Genomic DNA, 18828 nt, shown 5'->3' on the forward strand with positions numbered 1-18828 from the left:
TTTGTTAATTGCTAAGCTTTTTTAGTTTTCACCGTATTATCTTGTCATAGCTTTCTTTAATTAACAAGCCTTTTAAAGAATAATTTCTTCATATAAAGAAGAAATTGTATTTTCTGTGACGTTTACGTCAGGTTTTGGGTAGGCAATCCCGTAATAAACGATTCGCCACTTCCTTGAGCTCAGTTTGCAATTGTGCTGGCTTACGGATTTCAAAATCAAAAGGCAAAGCGGCCAATTGCCTTGCAAACCAGTTTAAATCTTCGGACTGGTTATACAGAAGCACTCCCTCCTTAGTCTGCTCCAACACGGCAATCGTGTCAGACAGATGCCTGCGCGCTCTTTGCATATCTGTTTTCAACATCACTTCCACACTATAGGCACGTGGAATAGTCGCTACGGCACTACGCAAATAACTGAGTACCCTGAAATTGGCGGGACTATCAAAATACCGGGTTTGTAAATCTGCTTGAGCAACCCTGTCCAGCCTGAAACTGCGTATGTCTTTCCGCAAATGACAAAAACCAACGAAATACCAACATGCAGCATGAAAGGCCAGGCCATAGCCGTCTACCATCCGTTCACTCTCTGCATCATTTGCGCCTCGATATCGCAAGTGTATGGATTGTTTGTGGGCGACTGCATGGCTTAGCCTGGCTAATATTTCCTTGTCAGCCGGTACCATTGCCGATTGAAGATTGAGTTCTATCGCTGCATCTGCTGCCTTCAATCTTTGCCTGAGCTTGTCAGGCAAAATTCTTTGTAATTTTGCCTGTGCACTTTCTATTGATGACGCGGCATCCAACAACTTCATTTGACGAGCGACGGACAGGGCAATGGAGATGGCGAAGCCCTCCTCCTCATTAAACATCATCGGTGGCAATTTAAAACCGGGCATGATGGAATAGCCACCGTAACGCCCTCGCGTAGTCATGATGGGTATTCCCATCTCTTCCAGCGTGACGATATAGCGACGCAAACTGCGCCGGTCAATTTCCAGCATCTGCGCCAGATCAGCTCCGCTGACCTGCCTTTGATTTTGCAAGAGTTCCAGCAGAGCCAGGACACGAGTGGTGGGATGGTAGGCTTGCGACATGGAATAAGTTTAGTCAATTAATAGGATAAATTATGCCCTATATATTCTTTATCCTCATGTTTATTGCTTCAGCCGGAGCAAACCTATCAAGGAGAGAACATGAATTCAGCGATCAATACTACCCAAACCGCAGGTATCAACGACTTTGATTTTTTTATTGGCAATTGGCAGGTAAAGCATCACCGTCTCAAGGAAAGACTTGCCGGTTGTCACGAGTGGCTGGAATTTGATGGCAGTACATCCGCCAGCAAAATTCTTGGTGGCGCTGGCAACATTGATGACAACTTGCTTGAAATGCCGGGTGGTGCCTATCGTGCAACGACTTTGCGCTCATATGATGCAGAAAAAGGCATATGGTCTATCTGGTGGCTGGATGGCCGCTATCCCACACACCTGGATGTGCCTATGCAAGGTCGGTTTGTGAATGGCGTGGGTGAATTTTATGCAGACGATACATTTGCTGGCCAAGAAATACGCGTGCGCTTTTTATGGAGCATGCCTGCCGCAAATCAACCACGCTGGGAACAGGCATTCTCAGTTGATGGAGGCATCAGTTGGGAAACCAATTGGATCATGAATTTTCAAAAAATAGACTAGGCTTGCCTACCGATCATCCATGCGCTCATGATCATGCTGATGGTTGCTTACAGCATTATTGGAGTTGGGCGGGAAAACCGTTGTTCTGTGACCTCTTCTCCCCATTGCCGGCCAGGTAACTCTTCAAGCAGCACAAAACCTGCTTCTTCATACAGGCGGCGTGCTGCATCCAGACCTTTAAAGGTCCACAGTTGTATTTCGCTGAATTGCTGTTGATCACAGAATGAAATCGCTTCTCTGAGCAAACGCCTGCCAACACCGCTACCGCGCAATTCATCGTCAACAATGAACCAACGCAGATGAGCAATATTGTTCCCCAGATCTTCACCATCAATAGCAATGGTAGCTACGATTTTGTCATCATTGACTGCAAACCACAATTGATTCACCGGATTATTCAGGCGTCCGACAAAACCAGCCATGCCACTGGCGACTTTCGCTTCAAAGAACTGTCCGAATCCTGCAGCGCGCGCGTAATAGCGTGCATGCATTTCCACGGTACGGCCAAGCACACCGGAGTGATATCCGCATCGAATATTTGCGTGAGGGACGGTAGCTACCGACGGCCCCTTGCGACTAATCGCAAGTGCATCTGCATACATGGTCAAGCCATGTACTATTTTGTCATGAACTGGCGCAGGAATATTTTCCAGCGCACTGCTGACCTGCATCTGCGCAAACTGATTGATAGCAGCCAGGGTCTGCTTACCTTTTAATGTCAGAGCAAGCTGCTTTTCCCTGCCATCTTTTTGACTGCTGTTTTCTACCAGTTCACCACCATCTATCAGCTTGCGCACCATGCGACTGACACTGGACTTTTCCAGACATAGCACGTCACAAAGTGCTGTTGCACTATGTGCGCCATGCTCACCAATCTCAATTAAGGCATGCACAGCAGATGCAGGCAGACTGGTGCCAGCCAGTGTTGACTTCATGAAGCCAAGTTCACGTACCAGCCTGCGCGATGCATCGCGGATTTCTTGGATGTGGGGTAGAGAGATAGCAGTATTCATAGCCAGCTTACTTATAGTTGCATAATGCAACTATATTTTAAAATACAGCTTTTATGCAAGAGTTTATTTTGAACATCCGCATGATGCAAAAATTAACAAAACGGCAAATTTGTTACTAAAGGAAAAATAAAATCATCAAAGACCTGAGGAATCGCAAAGTCAGTCATTTCTGACTGTATAGCGATTGAAACATAAGCGGTATTGATATATATTCTCATTATCATTTAGAGTTACATTTTTTCTTCGCCACGGGAATTTCGCCATGAGCAGTTTGCCATTACAGCAAGCAATTTCTACCACATTGAATCTGATGAAAGTCGGTGACTCTGGCGTCGTTGAAGACGTGCAAGAACAAGGCGATGCGAAGGACGACAGCCTGTTCAATATTACCCGCCGCTTGAAAGAGCTAGGCTTTGTCAAAGGCGAAGCGGTAAAGGTATTGCACAAAGGGTATTTTGGTGGCGAACCACTGGCAGTCAGGATAGGCCAGTCGACCTTTGCATTGCGAAATTTTGAAGCAGCCTTGATTGGTGTTGTCCCCGGCGTTACTCATTCAGAAAAAGTAGGAACATAGTGAACGAATTGTTTTCTCCGCTCATCGCTCTTGTCGGTAACCCTAACTGCGGAAAAACTGCACTTTTCAATCGATTGACAGGTGCACGGCAAAAAGTAGCAAACTATGCAGGTGTCACAATAGAACGGAAAGAAGGCAAATTCCGCTCAGATGCAGGACGTCAATGGCAGGTACTGGATTTACCAGGTACTTACAGCCTGCATGCCATCACACCGGATGAAAAAATCACCCAGGAAGTCGTCACCGGCCAGCGTACTGATGAAACCATGCCAGATGCCGTGGTGTGCGTAGTCGATGCCACCAATTTGAAACGCGGCCTGCGCGTGGTGTTTGAATTGCTTGCACTTGGTCAGCCATTGATCTTGGCAGTGAACATGATGGATATCGCCAAGAAGCGTCATATCCATATCGACATCGCCGCATTAAGCCGTACGCTGAATATTCCTGTTGTCGAGACGGTTGCAGTCGACCCCAAGGGTATCGATGCCCTCCTGACTGAACTTGAGACGCTGGCACAAACACTGCTGCCAAATGGCAATACAACGCCTCATGCACTTTCCGCACAAAGCCCCGAGAGCTTGCAGCAACAAGCCAATGCAGTACTCGAGGCCTGTGTTACTCAGGATACGGACGCTGCCAGCGAGCGGGCCGCCAGTTTGAGTTATCGCCTGGATAGCTGGATTTTGCACCCGGCTATTGGCCCCATCATTTTCGCCACCCTGATGTTTCTGGTATTCCAGGCAGTATTTGCCTGGGCGCAGGCACCAATGGACTTGATCAAGTCGACTATTGATGCAACAGGAAGCGCAGTCGAATCAGCGCTGGCACCTGGCGTACTGCAAGGACTGCTGGTAAAGGGCGTGATAGGTGGCGCTGGCAGTGTGCTGGTGTTTTTGCCGCAGATCGTGATCCTGTTCTTCTTTATCCTGATCATGGAAGACTCTGGTTATTTGCCACGCGCTGCCTTTTTACTTGACAGAGTCATGGGTAAAGTCGGCTTGTCTGGCCGCGCCTTTATTCCGCTGCTGTCCAGTTTTGCCTGCGCCATCCCCGGCATCATGGCAACCAGGACAATACAAAACCCGCGTGACCGTCTGGTGACAATCATGATTGCCCCCTTGATGACTTGCTCAGCGCGCCTGCCAGTGTATGCCCTGATCATTGCCGCCTTCATCCCCGATCAAGCCGTATTAGGCATCCTGAATTTGCAGGGCCTGGTATTGTTCCTGCTGTATCTGGGTGGCATAGTATCAGCCATGCTGGTAGCCTACTTCTTTAAAAAGAAATGGGGCAGCGAAGTGCATCAACAGGCATTGATGCTGGAATTGCCGGACTACCGCTGGCCCAATGTACGCAACCTGCTACTGGGTTTATGGGAAAGAATCAAGATTTTCACTACCCGCGTCGGCACAATTATTCTGTCTCTCATGATTTTGCTGTGGTTCCTCAGCAGCTTTCCTGGTGCGCCAGAAAATGCGACTCAGCCGCCGATTTATTACAGTATTGCCGGTTATCTGGGCCGTGCACTTGAAGTGATATTCGCCCCCATAGGTTTCAACTGGCAAATCTGTATTGCCCTGGTACCTGGATTGGCAGCACGTGAAGTTGCCGTCGCCGCACTAGGTACGGTATATGCGCTCTCACAATCTGGTGAAGAACTGAGCCGCTCACTTGAGCCGCTGATCGCTCATTCATGGAGCATACCAACTGCCCTGTCCCTGCTGGCCTGGTATGTTTTCGCCCCGCAATGCGTGGCGACCCTGAGCGTTGTCAAACGTGAGACCAATACCTTGCGTTACCCGGCCATCATGGCGGCTTATTTGTTTGGCCTCGCCTATTGCGCCTCTTTCCTGACCTATCATATTTCCAGCTTTTTCTTAGGGAGATAATCATGCAAAACCTGATCGCAGTTTTGCTTCTGGCACTGGCATCCGGGTATCTGTTATTAAAATGGATGCCTGCCGCAACCAAGGAAAAGATCAGCGTATTTGGTGCCAGTCGCGTCCCCGTACTGGCACCCCTGTTTGCCAAAGTGGCCAGGCAAACCACAGGATGTGGTTCTGGTTGCAGCAATTGCTCATCCTCATCAAACGACACTTGCTCCACGTCCTCCGAATTAAAAACTGTGAAACTAATCCGTAACGCATCCAATCAAAGATAAGAGCGGGCTTATGCCTGCATTTCATTGGCAGCCCGGCTGAATTGATGTATCCTCGAATAAAGTGGAAACAATTTCTGCTATATTGAGACAAGCAAAGGCCGTAGCTGGATATGAACGCAAGCATCTACGACAAGACCGAAAAAGGCCGCGAAGAAATCACCACCAGAAAGTATCAACTGGCGTCCAGATTGCGTACTTTACTGGTCATGATAGACGGCAAGCAAAGCGCCGCTGACATCATGAAAAAAGTGGCAGCTCTGGGTTTGACAGAACAAAATCTGCAAGAACTGCTGGAACAGGAATTCATTATTGAAATTGCTGTTCAGGTCGACACATCCCCCACCCCGACAGAATCTACCCCTCCGCCAGTAACTGAAGCAGCAACTGCTATCAATGGTGCAGCGAAATTGCCAGAAGCTCCTGCACCTGCAATGACAGATACCGAGCGTTTCCAGGCGCTGTACAACTTTTATAATGAGACCATCAAGAGCGCCATCGGTTTGCGTGGTTATGGGCTGCAACTCAAGGTTGAACGCGCCGCAAATATCGACGATTTTCGTGCACTACGACAGGCATATGTAGAAGCAGTTCAAAAATCCAAGGGACCAGAAATGGCTCGCAGCCTGAGTGACAGACTTGATTTATTGCTCGGTAAAGCTTAGTTGAGTAGCGCTTGTCCAGGTAAAATTTAAACAGCCACCCAGCTTGCGCACGTAAAAAAAGCCAGGCAAGCCTGGCTTTTTCTTTACTCACAACTCTTTTATTCAATACCTTGGCTGCTCAGGTATTCTTCATAAGTACCCTGGAAGTCGATGATTTTATTTTCCTTGATTTCCAATATACGCGTCGCCAAGGACGAAACGAATTCGCGGTCATGCGAAACGAAAATCAAAGTGCCTGCATATTTTTCCAGCGCGATATTCAGCGACTCAATGGATTCCATATCCATGTGATTGGTTGGTTCATCCATCAACAAGACATTGTGGCGACCCAGCATCAGCTTGCCATACATCATTCGACCTTTTTCACCGCCGGATAAAACCTTGACTGATTTTTTAACGTCATCACCACCAAACAGCAGACGACCGAGGATGGAGCGTACCGCCTGGTCATCATCACCCTCTTGTGTCCACTGACCTATCCAGTCAGTCAGGTTTTTATCAGATGCAAATTCTTCAGTAGGATCTTGCGGCATATAACCGACATTGGCGTTTTCTGCCCATTTGACCGTACCGTAATCAGCATGCAAACCTGTGATGTCATCACCACCTATGCAGCGCAATAAGGTGGTTTTACCGATACCATTAGCACCGATAATCGCAATTCTTTCACCTGCTTCGACCATCAAATCGACATTCTTGAACAATGGCTTGTCATAAGCTTTGCTCAAGGATTGCACCTCTACAGCCAAGCGATGCAATTTCTTTTCGCCATCGAAACGGACGAAAGGATTTTGACGACTGGATGGCTTGAAATCTTCAATCTTGATTTTATCAATCTGCTTGGCACGTGAAGTCGCCTGACGCGCCTTGGATTTATTCGCAGAGAAGCGACGGACAAAGTCTTGCAGCTCAGCGACCTTTTCCTTGGCCTTGGCATTGTTCGCCATTTGCTGCGCACGTGCCTGTGACGATGCCAGCATGTAGTCGTCATAATTACCTGGGTACACTTTCAGTGTGCCGTAATCCATATCGGCCATGTGCGTGCATACCTGATTCAGGAAATGGCGATCATGCGAAATGATGATCATAGTGGAATTGCGCTCGTTCAGAATATCTTCCAGCCAGCGAATGGTGTTGATGTCCAGATTATTCGTCGGCTCATCAAGCAGCAAAATGTCTGGGTTGGAGAACAAGGCCTGCGCCAGCAAGACACGTAGTTTCCAGCCTGGTGCAACCGCACTCATGACGCCCTGATGCTGATCAGTTGGTATGCCAACACCCAGCAATAATTCACCGGCTCGTGCCTCAGCAGTGTAACCATCATATTCAGCAAACTTGGCTTCCAGGTCTGCCGCTTTCATGTAGTCGTCGTCAGTTGCTTCAGGATTGGCATAAATCGCATCCCGCTCCGACATTGCTGCCCACATTTCTATGTGGCCCATCATGACCACGTCCAACACACGCATGTCCTCAAAAGCAAACTGATCCTGGCGCAATTTACCCAGACGCTCATTCTGATCCAGCATGACCGTACCTGAAGATTGCTCAAGGTCACCGCCAAGAATCTTCATGAAAGTGGATTTGCCGCAGCCATTGGCACCGATCAGGCCATAACGGTTACCTTCGCCAAATTTGACTGAGATATTTTCAAACAGCGGCTTGGGGCCGAACTGCATGGTGATATTAGCGGTAGAAAGCACAGAAAACCTTTTGCAATAAAGATGGGGATTAACCGTGCATTATAGCATTGTGCTTTTGGTGGCTTCCAGACAAGCCCATGATTTATAGAGAAATTATGGAATTTGGAAGGCAGAAATCTGCGTCCTGGCAGTTTTTGTTAATGAGATTACTTCTTTACCAATAGGAAATGGCTTACCTGAAGATCAATTCCTCAGGCAAGCCACTTATTAATTTCAATTAAGTTTATTTAATTGAAAGTTTTTCCTTCTGCAGCCAGTTTTGCCAGCAAAGGTGCTGGTTTCCAGGCGTCGCCATGGCGGCCTTTGGCATATTTCTCCATGGCCATGACAACATTCGGCAAGCCCACGGTATCTGCGTAGAACATAGGGCCGCCGGTGTGCAATGGGAAGCCATAGCCTGTCAGATACACCATATCGATATCAGACGCACGTGTCGCTATGCCCTCTTCCAGGATGTAGGCAGCTTCATTGACCAGAGCAAATATCAGGCGCTCGACAATTTCCTGATCAGAAATCTTGCGGCGCGTAATACCCAGGTCAGCAGAGTGCTGGATGATCATGTCATTCACAATGCTTGAGGGATAAGCTTTGCGGTCGCCCGGTTTGTAGTCATACCAGCCTGCACCGGTTTTTTGTCCAAAACGACCCAGTTCGCACAGCAAATCTGCTGTTTTGGAATACGTGATCTGTGGTTTTTCTACGTAACGGCGCTTGCGAATATACCAGCCGATATCATTGCCAGCCAGATCGCCCATACGGAAAGGTCCCATGGCAAAGCCCATTTTTTCGACGGCTTTATCAACCTGTTCCGGTGTGCAGCCCTCTTCCAGCAGGAAGCCTGCCTGACGACTATATTGTTCTATCATGCGGTTGCCGATGAAACCATCGCAAACGCCAGATACCACGCCAGTTTTTTTGATTTTTTTGGACAGGCCCAACACTGTCGCCAGCACATCTTTGGCAGTTTTTTTACCACGTACGATTTCCAGCAATTTCATGACATTTGCCGGGCTAAAGAAATGGGTACCGATAACATCTTCAGGACGCTTGGTGAAGTCAGCAATCTTGTCGACGTCCAGTGTTGATGTATTCGACGCCAGGATTGCGCCCTTTTTCATGACTTCATCGAGTTTTTTGAAGACTTGTTCCTTGACACCCATATCTTCGAACACGGCTTCAATAACAATATCTGCCTGGGCAATCTCTTCATACGACAAAGTGCCTGTAATCAGGCTTACACGCTGGTCAAATTTCTCTTGAGTCAGCTTGCCTTTTTTCAGCGTGTTTTCATAATTCTTGCGGATGGTCGCCAGACCTTTATCCAGTGCTTCCTGCTTCATTTCCAGTATTTGCACAGGAATGCCAGCATTGGCAAAGTTCATCGCAATACCACCACCCATGGTGCCGGCACCGATAACGGCAACGGATTTGATAGGACGAGTTGGCGTATCTTCAGGCACATCCGGCAATTTGCTGGCCGCACGCTCGCCAAAGAAGGCATGGCGCAAGGCTTTGGATTCTGTAGTTTGCACCAGGTCAACAAACAGTTCACGCTCAAACTTGATGCCATCATCAAATTTTTTGGTGACTGCGGCTGCCACTGCTTCCACGCATTTCAAAGGCGCTGGGAAAGGGCCAGCCATGGCGCGCACTGTATTGCGTGAGAATTGCAGATAAGCTTCATAGTTCGGGTAGTCGATCTTGATATCACGCACTCTTGGCAAAGGGCGCACATCAGCAACTTTAGCTGCAAATGCGAGTGCTGCTTCCAGCACATCGCCTTCCACCACTTCATTGAAGATCGCTGTCTTGGCCAGTTTTTCTGATGGCACTGCTGTACCGGAAACAATCATGTTCAAAGCCATTTCCAGGCCCAGCACGCGCGGCAGGCGTTGTGTGCCGCCGGCACCAGGCAAGATGCCCAATTTAACTTCAGGCAAGGCAATTTGCGCACCTTTAGACGCGACGCGATAATTACAACCCAGAGCCAGTTCCAGGCCACCGCCCATGCACACAGTATGAATAGCAGCGATGACAGGCTTATCAGACCCTTCGACCACATTGATCAGCGTATGCAGGCTGGGTTCTGCAGATGCTTTTGGAGAATTGAATTCTTTGATATCCGCACCGCCGGAGAATGCTTTACCAGCACCTGTGATGACGATGGCTTTGACTGCATCATCGTTCAAGGCCTGTTTCATGCCATTCACTGCTGCTGCGCGGGTAGCATGACCCAAGCCATTTACAGGCGGATTGTTCAGGGTAATTACGGCAATATTGCCATTCACTTGATATTCGGCGCTCATGTCTCTTCCTATAGGTGAAATACTGCTTGGATTTGCCAGTTCACGGCTTTTAAAAATCTGGTATAAGCTCATTTTTTGATTACTATACCGCAAAATAGTACGAGCGTATTATTTTATTTCAATCTCCGTCTCAACAAATAGAAAAATACTCCCAGGCTTTGCGGAATACTCCTTAGTCAACTGTATGGCATGTTAGCTGTTACAGTACTTTAGTTCATTGAGAACCCGCATATTGGAAAATCTGATAGTGATAAAACCAATATTCACCCTATGATGAAGTAAGTTGAAATTTATTTCTTATAAAGTCTGTGGAGAATTGGAGTATCTGAGTAATGTCCTATCCCATATCAAGCTGGACTGAGCAGATAAAAACGGCAGCGATCACCTGTGCTATCGTATTTGCTGCATGTTTATTGGGGATACTCAGTCGTCCCATGGGGCATTTGGCGGCTTTATGGCCAGCCAATGCGCTGCTGCTTGGTCTGTTCGTACGTTTCCCACAATTTAACAAGCCATGTGGCTGGTTTGGCGCAATATCGGGCTATGTTGCTGCCGACATATTTGCAGGCAGTAATTGGTCAGTCAGTTTGTTGCTGACTGGCGGAAATCTTGTTTGCGTCATCACAGGTGTTTTACTTTTTTCCTGGCTGGATGACGAGCACCGACGTTTGAAACATCCGCTCTCTGTGCTCTACCTAGCTTTGGTCGCTTCGTGCTCAGCGGCCGCAGCTGGCGTCGTTGGTACGATTGCTGATCCCATATTGTCCAATGCAAGCCCGCTCAAAAGCTGGGCATTCTGGTCCGTCACCGAATTGGTTAATTTGATGGCAGTTTTACCTGTCATGCTCAGTTTGCCGGATTTATCAGGATTCAGATTAAATCGCCGCCGCACTTTTAAAACTGAATACATTCATATCAGCAAAATTTTGCCTGTGTGCGTCCTCCTGATATCTTTTGTATTGGGCATCATCGTAGGTGGTCCCGGTGCACCTGTCTTCCCTATTCCCGCCTTGCTCTGGTGTGCATTAAGCTACGATATCTTCATTACCAGCATACTGACTTTGCTGTACAGCAGTTGGGTATTGATTGCCATGTCACTTGGCTACCTGCCCATCTCCATCGTCAATATGAATTCGCGTCCCATGCTGTTGTCTATACGCATAGGAGTGAGTTTGATGGCGTTGGCACCGCTGACCGTGGCCTGTGTCATGGCTGCACGTGAAGAACTATTGCGTCAGCTAAAGTACATTGCTGAACATGACCAGCTAACGGGCTTATTGAACAGGCGCGCCTTTAATGAACGTGCTTCCAGCCTGCTAACCAGGTTGACTGAACAAAACAGACCAGTAGCAGTCTTGATGCTGGACATTGATAAATTCAAAGACGTGAACGATACCTACGGACATGCCGGTGGCGACCGCGTGCTGGTGGCCTTTGCACATGTTGCCAGTGCCGGATTGCGAGACATTGATACCCTGGGTCGTATCGGCGGAGAAGAGTTCGCAGCGATACTACCTGGCTGCGGGCGCAAGGAAGCGGAAATGATAGCGCAACGCGTACGCAGCAAGTTTGCCAGTACATCCGTCGATATTGGTGATGGCCAGAAAATCACTGTGACGGTCAGCATAGGCGCCAGTTTTATCCATCAGGCTGTTCCTGATATTGAAGCCCTGCTATTGGTCGCCGACAAAGCACTTTACCGCGCCAAAGAAAATGGGCGAAATCGCGTAGAAAGTGATGATGTTGATGATATAAAAAGTGAAGGTGATCAAGTTCAAACATAGTCAGGATAACTATCATTCGAACTTGATCACACCAGACATGCATACAGAGTTGCTCTCACTGTCTGCTGCTAGTGCTAAACCTCCAGCCATTCTTTACGGATGTTTTCGTTGGCACGCAGATCAGCTGGTGTGCCTTCAAAAACGATACTGCCATGCCCCATCACATATACCCGTTGCGAGATTTCCAAAGCGATGGCCAGTTTTTGCTCTACCAGCAAGACTGATATGCCACGATTCTTTAACTCCTTCAGATATTCTGCTACCAGTTCGACAATCTTTGGTGCCAGGCCTTCTGTTGGTTCATCAATCATGATCAGGTCAGGGTCACCCATCAAGGTGCGGCACAAGGTCAGCATTTGCTGTTCGCCACCTGACATCACACCTGCCTGAGTGTTCCTGCGTTCACGTAAGCGCGGAAACATCTGGTACATATCCTCTATGCTCCAGCGTGGTTTGCTGTCTTTGGAGCGACCAGATTTCTCACCCAGCATCAAGTTTTGCTCAACAGTCAAAGTGGGGAAGATATCCCGGTTTTCAGGTACATAGCCCAAGCCCTTATGGGCAATCTGGAAGGCTTTCAGGCCGATGATTTCTTCCCCCTTGAACAGGATGGAACCTGTCGCATTCACCTGCCCCATAGTCGCCTTGACAGTGGTTGAGCGACCGACACCGTTACGCCCCAGCAGACTGACAATTTCGCCGGCATTGACCTGCATGTCCACGCCATGCAAGACATGGCTTTTTCCATAGTAGGCATTGAGATTTTTAATCGTGAGTAAGCTCATTCAACCTCCACTGGTGCATGACCACCCAGATAGGCGTCTTTGACTTTTTGGTTATTGCGGATATTGGCCGGGGTATCGCAGGCAATCACTTCACCATATACGACCACGGCAATTTTATCGGCCAGCCCAAACACCACGCTCATATCATGTTCCACCATTAACAGAGATTTACCGACAGTGACTTTGCGTATCAGTTCTACCGCCGCATCAGATTCAGAACGGCTCATACCCGCAGTAGGTTCGTCCAACAAAATCACATCAGCGCCGCCAGCGATGGTGATACCGATTTCCAGTGCACGTTGCTCTGCATACGTCAGCAAACCAGCTATGACATTACGCCTGCGCTTGAGACCAATTTGTTCCAATACGGCCTCTGCCCTTTCATGCGCATCCTTCAAGCCATTTAGCCTATGCCAGAACGAGTACTTATATCCCAGCGACCACAATACTGCGCAGCGCAGGTTTTCATACACAGACAGGCGATGAAAAATATTTGTAATCTGAAAACTGCGTGACAAGCCGCGGCGGTTGATTTCATATGGCTGCAGGTCCGTAATGCTCTCGCCATTAAGCAGAATATCTCCAGAGCTAAGAGGAAAACGACCAGAAATCAAATTAAACAGCGTGGACTTGCCGGCACCATTGGGGCCAATAATGGCAAAGCGCTCGCCTTTGGGCACCTGCAAATTAGCCCCCTTGATAATTTCTGCACTGCCAAAGGATTTGCGTACATCTTTTAATTCAAGCGAAAAGCCTGTCATGCTTGCGCCCTCCGCATTTGTTCTTCGATTTCAGTATTGACTTCGCCCCAGTGTTCAGCAAAACCACCTTTGAGTTTGGCGCAGGCAAAAACACCTATGCCTATAACAATGATTGTCATTGCCCACCAACTGCTGCTGGCAGTATCTATGGAAACACCAAACATTTCTATAACAGCGCTTTGGGTAGATTCCAGCGTGCGTTGATACAGCATCTCCACTGCCAATATGACACCGGCTGTCGTTATTGCTGCTGCCAGCACAAGTTTCCACATGCTTGGCCACACCCGTTTAAATAAACCAAATTTAGCCACGCGCAAATTCATCATGATGATACTGGCTATACCACCCGGTGCATACATGACAATCAGGATAAAGAATACACCCAGATATAATTGCCAGGCCTTGGTCAGGTCCGACAACATGACAGTCAGGAAGACACCCAGTATCGCTCCTATCATAGGGCCAAAGAAAAAGCCGACACCACCAATAAAGGTAAATAGCAACACTGCACCCGAGCGTATGGCGCTGACATTTTCAGCAGTCACAATTTCAAAGTTAATGGCTGACAGACCACCTGCAATACCCGCAAAAAAAGCAGACAAAATCAACGTCAGATAACGCACCCATTGCGTGTCGTAACCGATGAACTCGACGCGCTCAGGATTGTCCCGCACAGCATTGACGATGCGCCCCAAAGGGGTTTGCGTAAATGCATACATGCCTATGGTACTGATGAATAACCACAAGGCGATCAGGTAATACACCTGAATTTGCGGGCCATAAGTAATTCCGAGGAAAGATTGACCAATGACACGATTGGTAGAAATACCACCTTCACCACCAAAAAAACTGGGGAACATCAGCGAACAGGCAAATACCAGCTCCACCATACCCAGGGTAATCATGGAAAAGGTCGTGCCCGATTTTTTAGTCGTAACATAGCCAAACAGAACACCAAAGAACATGCCGGCAACACCACCGATCAAAGGAATCAGCGTAATCGGGAAGATCAGGCTGCCCGCTGTCACGAGATTCATCGCATGAATGGCGAAGAACGCCCCCAGGCCAGAATAAACAGCATGACCGAATGACAGCATCCCACCCTGCCCCAACAGCATGTTGTAGGAAAGACCGAAAATCATCAAAGTGCCCATTTGCGAGAGCAAAGACAATGATCCGCCGGTATTAAATATCATCGGTGCGAGGACAAGCAGGATGGCAAAACCGCTCCAGATTATCCAGCGTGCCAGATTGATAGGTTTGAATACTAAAGGTTTGCTCATCTTTTATCCTTCACGTGTGCCGAGTAAACCTCTGGGCCTGAAAATCAGGATGAGTACCAATAAGAGATAAGGCAAGATAGGCGCGATCTGGGCAATCGTCAGGCTCAACAAGGCATAACCAGGCGCAGTGGCATTGATGATCATGCCTAGTTTGGCAAACACGGTGACAAAGGAATAATCCAGTGCGACGGCAAATGTCTGCAGAACACCGATTAACAGCGATGCCACAAAAGCACCCGCCAGTGAACCCATACCTCCCACCACCACCACCACGAAAATAATGCTTCCCAGGGTTGCTGCCATTCCAGGTTCAGTGACAAAGGCATTGCCACCGACAACACCGGCAAGGCCCGCCAACGCGCAGCCACCACCAAATACCAGCATGAAGACGCGGGGAACATTGTGACCCAGAGCTTCCACAGTATCAGGATGAGTAAGAGCAGCCTGTATTACCAGGCCGATACGGGTACGTGTCAGCAACAGGTAAATCGAAGCCAGCATCACCAGTGCCACCAGCATCATGAAACCGCGGTAGATAGGGAAAGTCGTTGTGTACAAGGTAAACAAGGGGCCATCCAGTGATGCAGGGATAGGATAAGGCACGGTAGACCTGCCCCAGATCAATTGCACCAATTCCACGATCACATAGGAAAGCCCGAAGGTGAACAATAACTCAGGTATATGCCCGTATTTATGCACGGAGCGTAGACCATAACGTTCGACCATGGCCCCCAGCAAACCTACTAGCAGCGGCGCTAAAAACAAAGCTGGCCAAAAGCCTATCTTGATGCTGATGGCATAGGCAAAATAAGCACCCAGCATGTAAAAACTGGCGTGGGCGAAATTGAGTACGCCCATCATGCTGAAAATCAGCGTCAGTCCGGATGAAAGCATGAACAACAGCAATCCGTAACTGACACCATTCAGCAAAGTGATCAGTGTGAATTCCACAGCAAAGATCCTTTTCAGAAAATTCTTGAACGATCGTACTATTTATAGGTAAAAAAAGAGAGTACGCATAAAGCGACTCTCTTTTTTTATAGGATTAGCCTGGTCGTTTCATCTGGCAAGAAGATGGCTGCGATGCGACAAATGCATCTATCTTCTGATTGGTTTTCCAACCCATGCCGGTATTTTCCTGATCAAATTTGACATCTTTACCGTTGGTTTTCACCCAGGTAGCGATATACAGAGGCTGTTGAATCTGATGATCAACCTTGCGCATATTATCGTCACCGTTCAGGCTCTTGAAGTTCAAGCCTTCCAGCGCAAATGCAACCTTGACCGGATCAATGGACTTGGCTTGCTTGACTGCCTGGGACATACCTGCGAGCACAGAATAAGTCGCCATTGAATAATAATCATCCTTAAATTTGGCTTTGAACCCTTCGACAATGTCTTTGCCAGCGAAGGTTTCGTTATTCGCATTCCAATAACCGACGTATTTAACGCGGTCTATACCAGAAGCGCCCATAGCAGTGGGGACACCAGTAGTTGATGCGTAATAAGTATAAAAGTTGGATTTCAGATCTGCATCTTTGGCAGACTTGATCAGCAGAGCCAAATCTGCCCCCCAGTTACCAGTAATGACAGTGTCTGCACCGGAAGCTTTGATTTTTGCTACGTAAGGAGAAAAATCTTTCACCTGGCCAATCGGATGAAGGTCATCACCAACAATTTGTATATCAGGACGCTTGCGTGCCAAATACTCTTTGGCTGCACGTGTTACCTGATGGCCAAACGAGTAGTTCTGACCAATGATATAAACCTTCTTGATATTCTTATCTGCTGCCATGAAGGTCGTCAGCGCTTCCATTTTCATGTCCGAATTTGAATCAAAGCGGAAATGCCAGAAGCTGCACTTGCTGTTGGTCATATCAGGATCGACCGCAGCATGGTTCAGATAAACAATTTCTTTGCCAGGATTACGCTCATTGTGTTTGTTGACGGCATCCAGCAAAGCCAGGCCTACGCCAGAGCCATTACCTTGCGTGATGTAGCGAAAGCCTTTATCAATGACCGTTTTCAATACATTCAGCGACTCTTGCGGGCTGCCTTTATTATCAAAACCGACAACTTCGAATTTGTGTTCGCCAGCCCATTTTTCGGCATTGGCCTTATCAGCGATGTACTGATAGGAATTCAGAATATTTTGCCCAACTGGCGCAAAAGCACCTGACAGTGGATCGATGTAGGCAATCTTGATGGTATCAGCCATCACTGCGGGTACGGCGAAGATTAAGGCGACTGCAGCAAGGCTGGCACGTAAAGGAAATTTCATTTGTCTCTCTCCGGTATTCTCATTGTTTGGAATCTAGATTTTTTTCGTTTTGTCGCTACTTCCAGAACCTTGACTATTCATACCCAGACCAGGTTCTGCACTTCTTATGCAGTTGGTAGTTTATATTCCTTGAATTGCTCCCTCAGTTTATTTTTCAAAATTTTTCCTGTGGCCCCTAACGGCAGGCTCTCTATGAAAACCACATCATCAGGCAACCACCACTTCGCAACCTTGCCATCAAAAAATTGCAGTAATTCTTCTCTGGTGACTTCTGCTCCCGGTTTCTTGACTGCCAACAGTAGTGGACGTTCATCCCACTTGGGATGGAATACACCAATACAAGCCGCTTGCAAGATGGCAGGATGAGAAACAGCCACATTTTCCAGATCTATCGTACCTATCCACTCCCCCCCAGATTTGACAACATCCTTGCTGCGATCAGTAATCTGCATGTAACCATCAGTATCTATGGTAGCCACGTCACCGGTAGGGAACCAGCCATCTTCAAGGACATCACCACCTTCATTCTTGTAATAACTGTTGATAATCCAGGGTCCCTTGACCAGTAAATTGCCATAGGTTTTGCCATCCCATGGCAATTCCGTGCCAGCATCATCAACGATCTTCATATCAACGCCGTACAAGACATGACCTTGCTTCTGAAGTATGGTTTGCTTCTCTTCTTCAGCCAGGTCAGTGTGCTTGGCCATCAAAGTACCAGCTGTGCCCAATGGCGACATTTCTGTCATGCCCCAGGCGTGCACCACTTCCACGCCATAAGTGTGGCGCAAGGTTTTCATCATGGCAGGTGGGCAGGCAGAGCCACCAATCACTGTGCGTTTGAAGGTCGAGAACTTGAGATTATTTTGTGCTACATAGGTCAGCAAGCCCAGCCAGACCGTAGGCACACCAGCAGAGAAGGTAACCTTTTCCTGTTCGAATAATTCGTAGAGAGATTTGCCATCCAGATGTGGACCTGGGAAAACCAGTTTGGCACCATTCAGTGGAGCAGAATAAGGCAGGCCCCAAGCATTCACATGGAACATCGGGACCACTGGCAAAACAGAATCACGTGCCGACACATTCAAGCCATCTGGCAAGGAAGAACCATAAGAATGCAGGATGGTAGAACGGTGGGAATACAAGGCACCTTTAGGGTTACCCGTCGTGCCGGATGTATAGCAAAGGCTGGAGGCAGAGTTTTCATCAAAAACCGGCCAGACGAAATCGTCACTATTGGCTTCGATCAAATCTTCATAGGCCATCAGATTCGGGACTTTGCCATCTGTTGGCAATTTATCCCGGTCGCACATCATGATATAGCCTTTAATGCCCGGGCAATGTGCCGCTATCGCTTGCACTATCGGCAGGAAGGTCATGTCAAACAGCAGATACTGGTCTTCTGCATGATTGGCGATATAGGCAATCTGCTCAGGATGCAGCCTGGGGTTAATCGTATGCAAGACAGCACCAGAACCAGAGACGGCGTAGTAAGCTTCCAGATGGCGATAACCATTCCAGGCCAGGGTAGCAATACGGTCACCCAGTTGTACGCCGAGTTTGGCGAAAGCATTCGCCAGCTGTTTTGAACGCTTGTGGCATTCACTATAGTTATAACGGTGGATATCGCCTTCGACCCGGCGAGAAACAATTTCATTCTTTCCAAAATAACGGTCAGCATGTTCGATAAGGCTGGAAATAAGCATGGGCTTGCTCATCATTTGCCCCATCAAGGGACTCTTCACATATGACGACATTTGTTCTCCTGAAATGTGCAGCTTTATTGATTACTTTGGTAATTGCTCAAATTGCTGAATATTATTCTTTG

General features: G+C 47.9%; 16 protein-coding genes. 6 read left to right on the plus strand and 10 right to left on the minus strand.

What is annotated here, in order from left to right:
* Positions 1–127: 127 nt before the first annotated feature.
* Positions 128–1093, minus strand: coding sequence for a helix-turn-helix transcriptional regulator (locus AC07OI_RS08670; RefSeq protein ID WP_495256931.1), 966 nt, complete (start codon positions 1091–1093; stop codon positions 128–130).
* A 99-nt stretch (positions 1094–1192) separates the two neighbouring features.
* On the opposite strand from AC07OI_RS08670, the gene AC07OI_RS08675 reads away from it, so the two are divergent.
* Positions 1193–1690 carry a DUF1579 domain-containing protein gene (locus AC07OI_RS08675; RefSeq protein ID WP_492704417.1) on the plus strand — a complete coding sequence of 166 codons (498 nt, stop codon included), beginning with the start codon at positions 1193–1195 and terminating at the stop codon, positions 1688–1690.
* A 47-nt stretch (positions 1691–1737) separates the two neighbouring features.
* On the opposite strand, the gene AC07OI_RS08680 is transcribed toward AC07OI_RS08675, so the two are convergent.
* On the minus strand, positions 1738–2703 hold the full coding sequence (locus tag AC07OI_RS08680; protein ID WP_492704418.1) for a bifunctional helix-turn-helix transcriptional regulator/GNAT family N-acetyltransferase: 966 nt from the start codon (positions 2701–2703) through the stop codon (positions 1738–1740).
* Positions 2704–2965: 262 nt separating this feature from the next.
* Between AC07OI_RS08680 and AC07OI_RS08685 the strand changes: the two genes are divergently transcribed.
* The 4 genes from AC07OI_RS08685 (at position 2966) to AC07OI_RS08700 (ending at position 6100) form a co-directional block, all read left to right on the plus strand.
* Entirely contained in the window at positions 2966–3277 is a 312-nt protein-coding gene (locus tag AC07OI_RS08685) for a FeoA family protein (protein WP_492704419.1), read from the plus strand.
* Positions 3277–5166, plus strand: a complete 1890-nt coding sequence (feoB, locus tag AC07OI_RS08690; protein ID WP_495256932.1) for a ferrous iron transporter B — start codon at positions 3277–3279, stop codon at positions 5164–5166. The genes AC07OI_RS08685 and feoB overlap by 1 nt, the downstream gene beginning before the upstream one ends.
* 2 nt (positions 5167–5168) lie before the next feature.
* Positions 5169–5438, plus strand: a complete 270-nt coding sequence (locus AC07OI_RS08695; protein WP_495256933.1) for a hypothetical protein — start codon at positions 5169–5171, stop codon at positions 5436–5438.
* Between the two features lie 110 nt (positions 5439–5548).
* A complete protein-coding gene (locus AC07OI_RS08700) occupies positions 5549–6100 on the plus strand; it encodes a hypothetical protein (RefSeq protein ID WP_495256934.1) in 552 nt (183 codons plus the stop codon).
* Between the two features lie 98 nt (positions 6101–6198).
* Here AC07OI_RS08700 and AC07OI_RS08705 read toward each other — a convergent pair whose 3' ends face one another.
* Both AC07OI_RS08705 and AC07OI_RS08710 read right to left on the minus strand, forming a co-directional pair.
* Entirely contained in the window at positions 6199–7800 is a 1602-nt protein-coding gene (locus tag AC07OI_RS08705; protein ID WP_492704423.1) for an ABC-F family ATPase, read from the minus strand.
* Between the two features lie 227 nt (positions 7801–8027).
* Positions 8028–10106: a 3-hydroxyacyl-CoA dehydrogenase NAD-binding domain-containing protein gene (locus tag AC07OI_RS08710; RefSeq protein WP_495256935.1), complete on the minus strand. Its 2079-nt coding sequence runs from the start codon at positions 10104–10106 to the stop codon at positions 8028–8030.
* A gap of 332 nt (positions 10107–10438) precedes the next feature.
* On the opposite strand from AC07OI_RS08710, the gene AC07OI_RS08715 reads away from it, so the two are divergent.
* Positions 10439–11890, plus strand: a complete 1452-nt coding sequence (locus AC07OI_RS08715; RefSeq protein ID WP_495256936.1) for a GGDEF domain-containing protein — start codon at positions 10439–10441, stop codon at positions 11888–11890.
* A gap of 74 nt (positions 11891–11964) precedes the next feature.
* On the opposite strand, the gene AC07OI_RS08720 is transcribed toward AC07OI_RS08715, so the two are convergent.
* The 6 genes from AC07OI_RS08720 to AC07OI_RS08745 form a co-directional block, all read right to left on the minus strand.
* Positions 11965–12675, minus strand: a complete 711-nt coding sequence (locus AC07OI_RS08720; protein WP_492704426.1) for an ABC transporter ATP-binding protein — start codon at positions 12673–12675, stop codon at positions 11965–11967.
* Positions 12672–13436, minus strand: coding sequence for an ABC transporter ATP-binding protein (locus AC07OI_RS08725; protein ID WP_492704427.1), 765 nt, complete (start codon positions 13434–13436; stop codon positions 12672–12674). The genes AC07OI_RS08720 and AC07OI_RS08725 overlap by 4 nt, the downstream gene beginning before the upstream one ends.
* On the minus strand, positions 13433–14719 hold the full coding sequence (locus AC07OI_RS08730) for a branched-chain amino acid ABC transporter permease (RefSeq protein WP_495256937.1): 1287 nt from the start codon (positions 14717–14719) through the stop codon (positions 13433–13435). The genes AC07OI_RS08725 and AC07OI_RS08730 overlap by 4 nt, the downstream gene beginning before the upstream one ends.
* 3 nt (positions 14720–14722) lie before the next feature.
* Positions 14723–15670, minus strand: coding sequence for a branched-chain amino acid ABC transporter permease (locus tag AC07OI_RS08735; protein WP_495256938.1), 948 nt, complete (start codon positions 15668–15670; stop codon positions 14723–14725).
* 94 nt (positions 15671–15764) lie between these two features.
* Positions 15765–17000, minus strand: coding sequence for a branched-chain amino acid ABC transporter substrate-binding protein (locus AC07OI_RS08740; RefSeq protein WP_495256939.1), 1236 nt, complete (start codon positions 16998–17000; stop codon positions 15765–15767).
* Positions 17001–17104: 104 nt separating this feature from the next.
* Positions 17105–18757: a 3-(methylthio)propionyl-CoA ligase gene (locus tag AC07OI_RS08745; protein ID WP_495256940.1), complete on the minus strand. Its 1653-nt coding sequence runs from the start codon at positions 18755–18757 to the stop codon at positions 17105–17107.
* Positions 18758–18828 lie beyond the last annotated feature (71 nt).

The sequence above is a fragment of the Undibacterium sp. GW821-FHT07F11 genome (assembly GCF_059418665.1).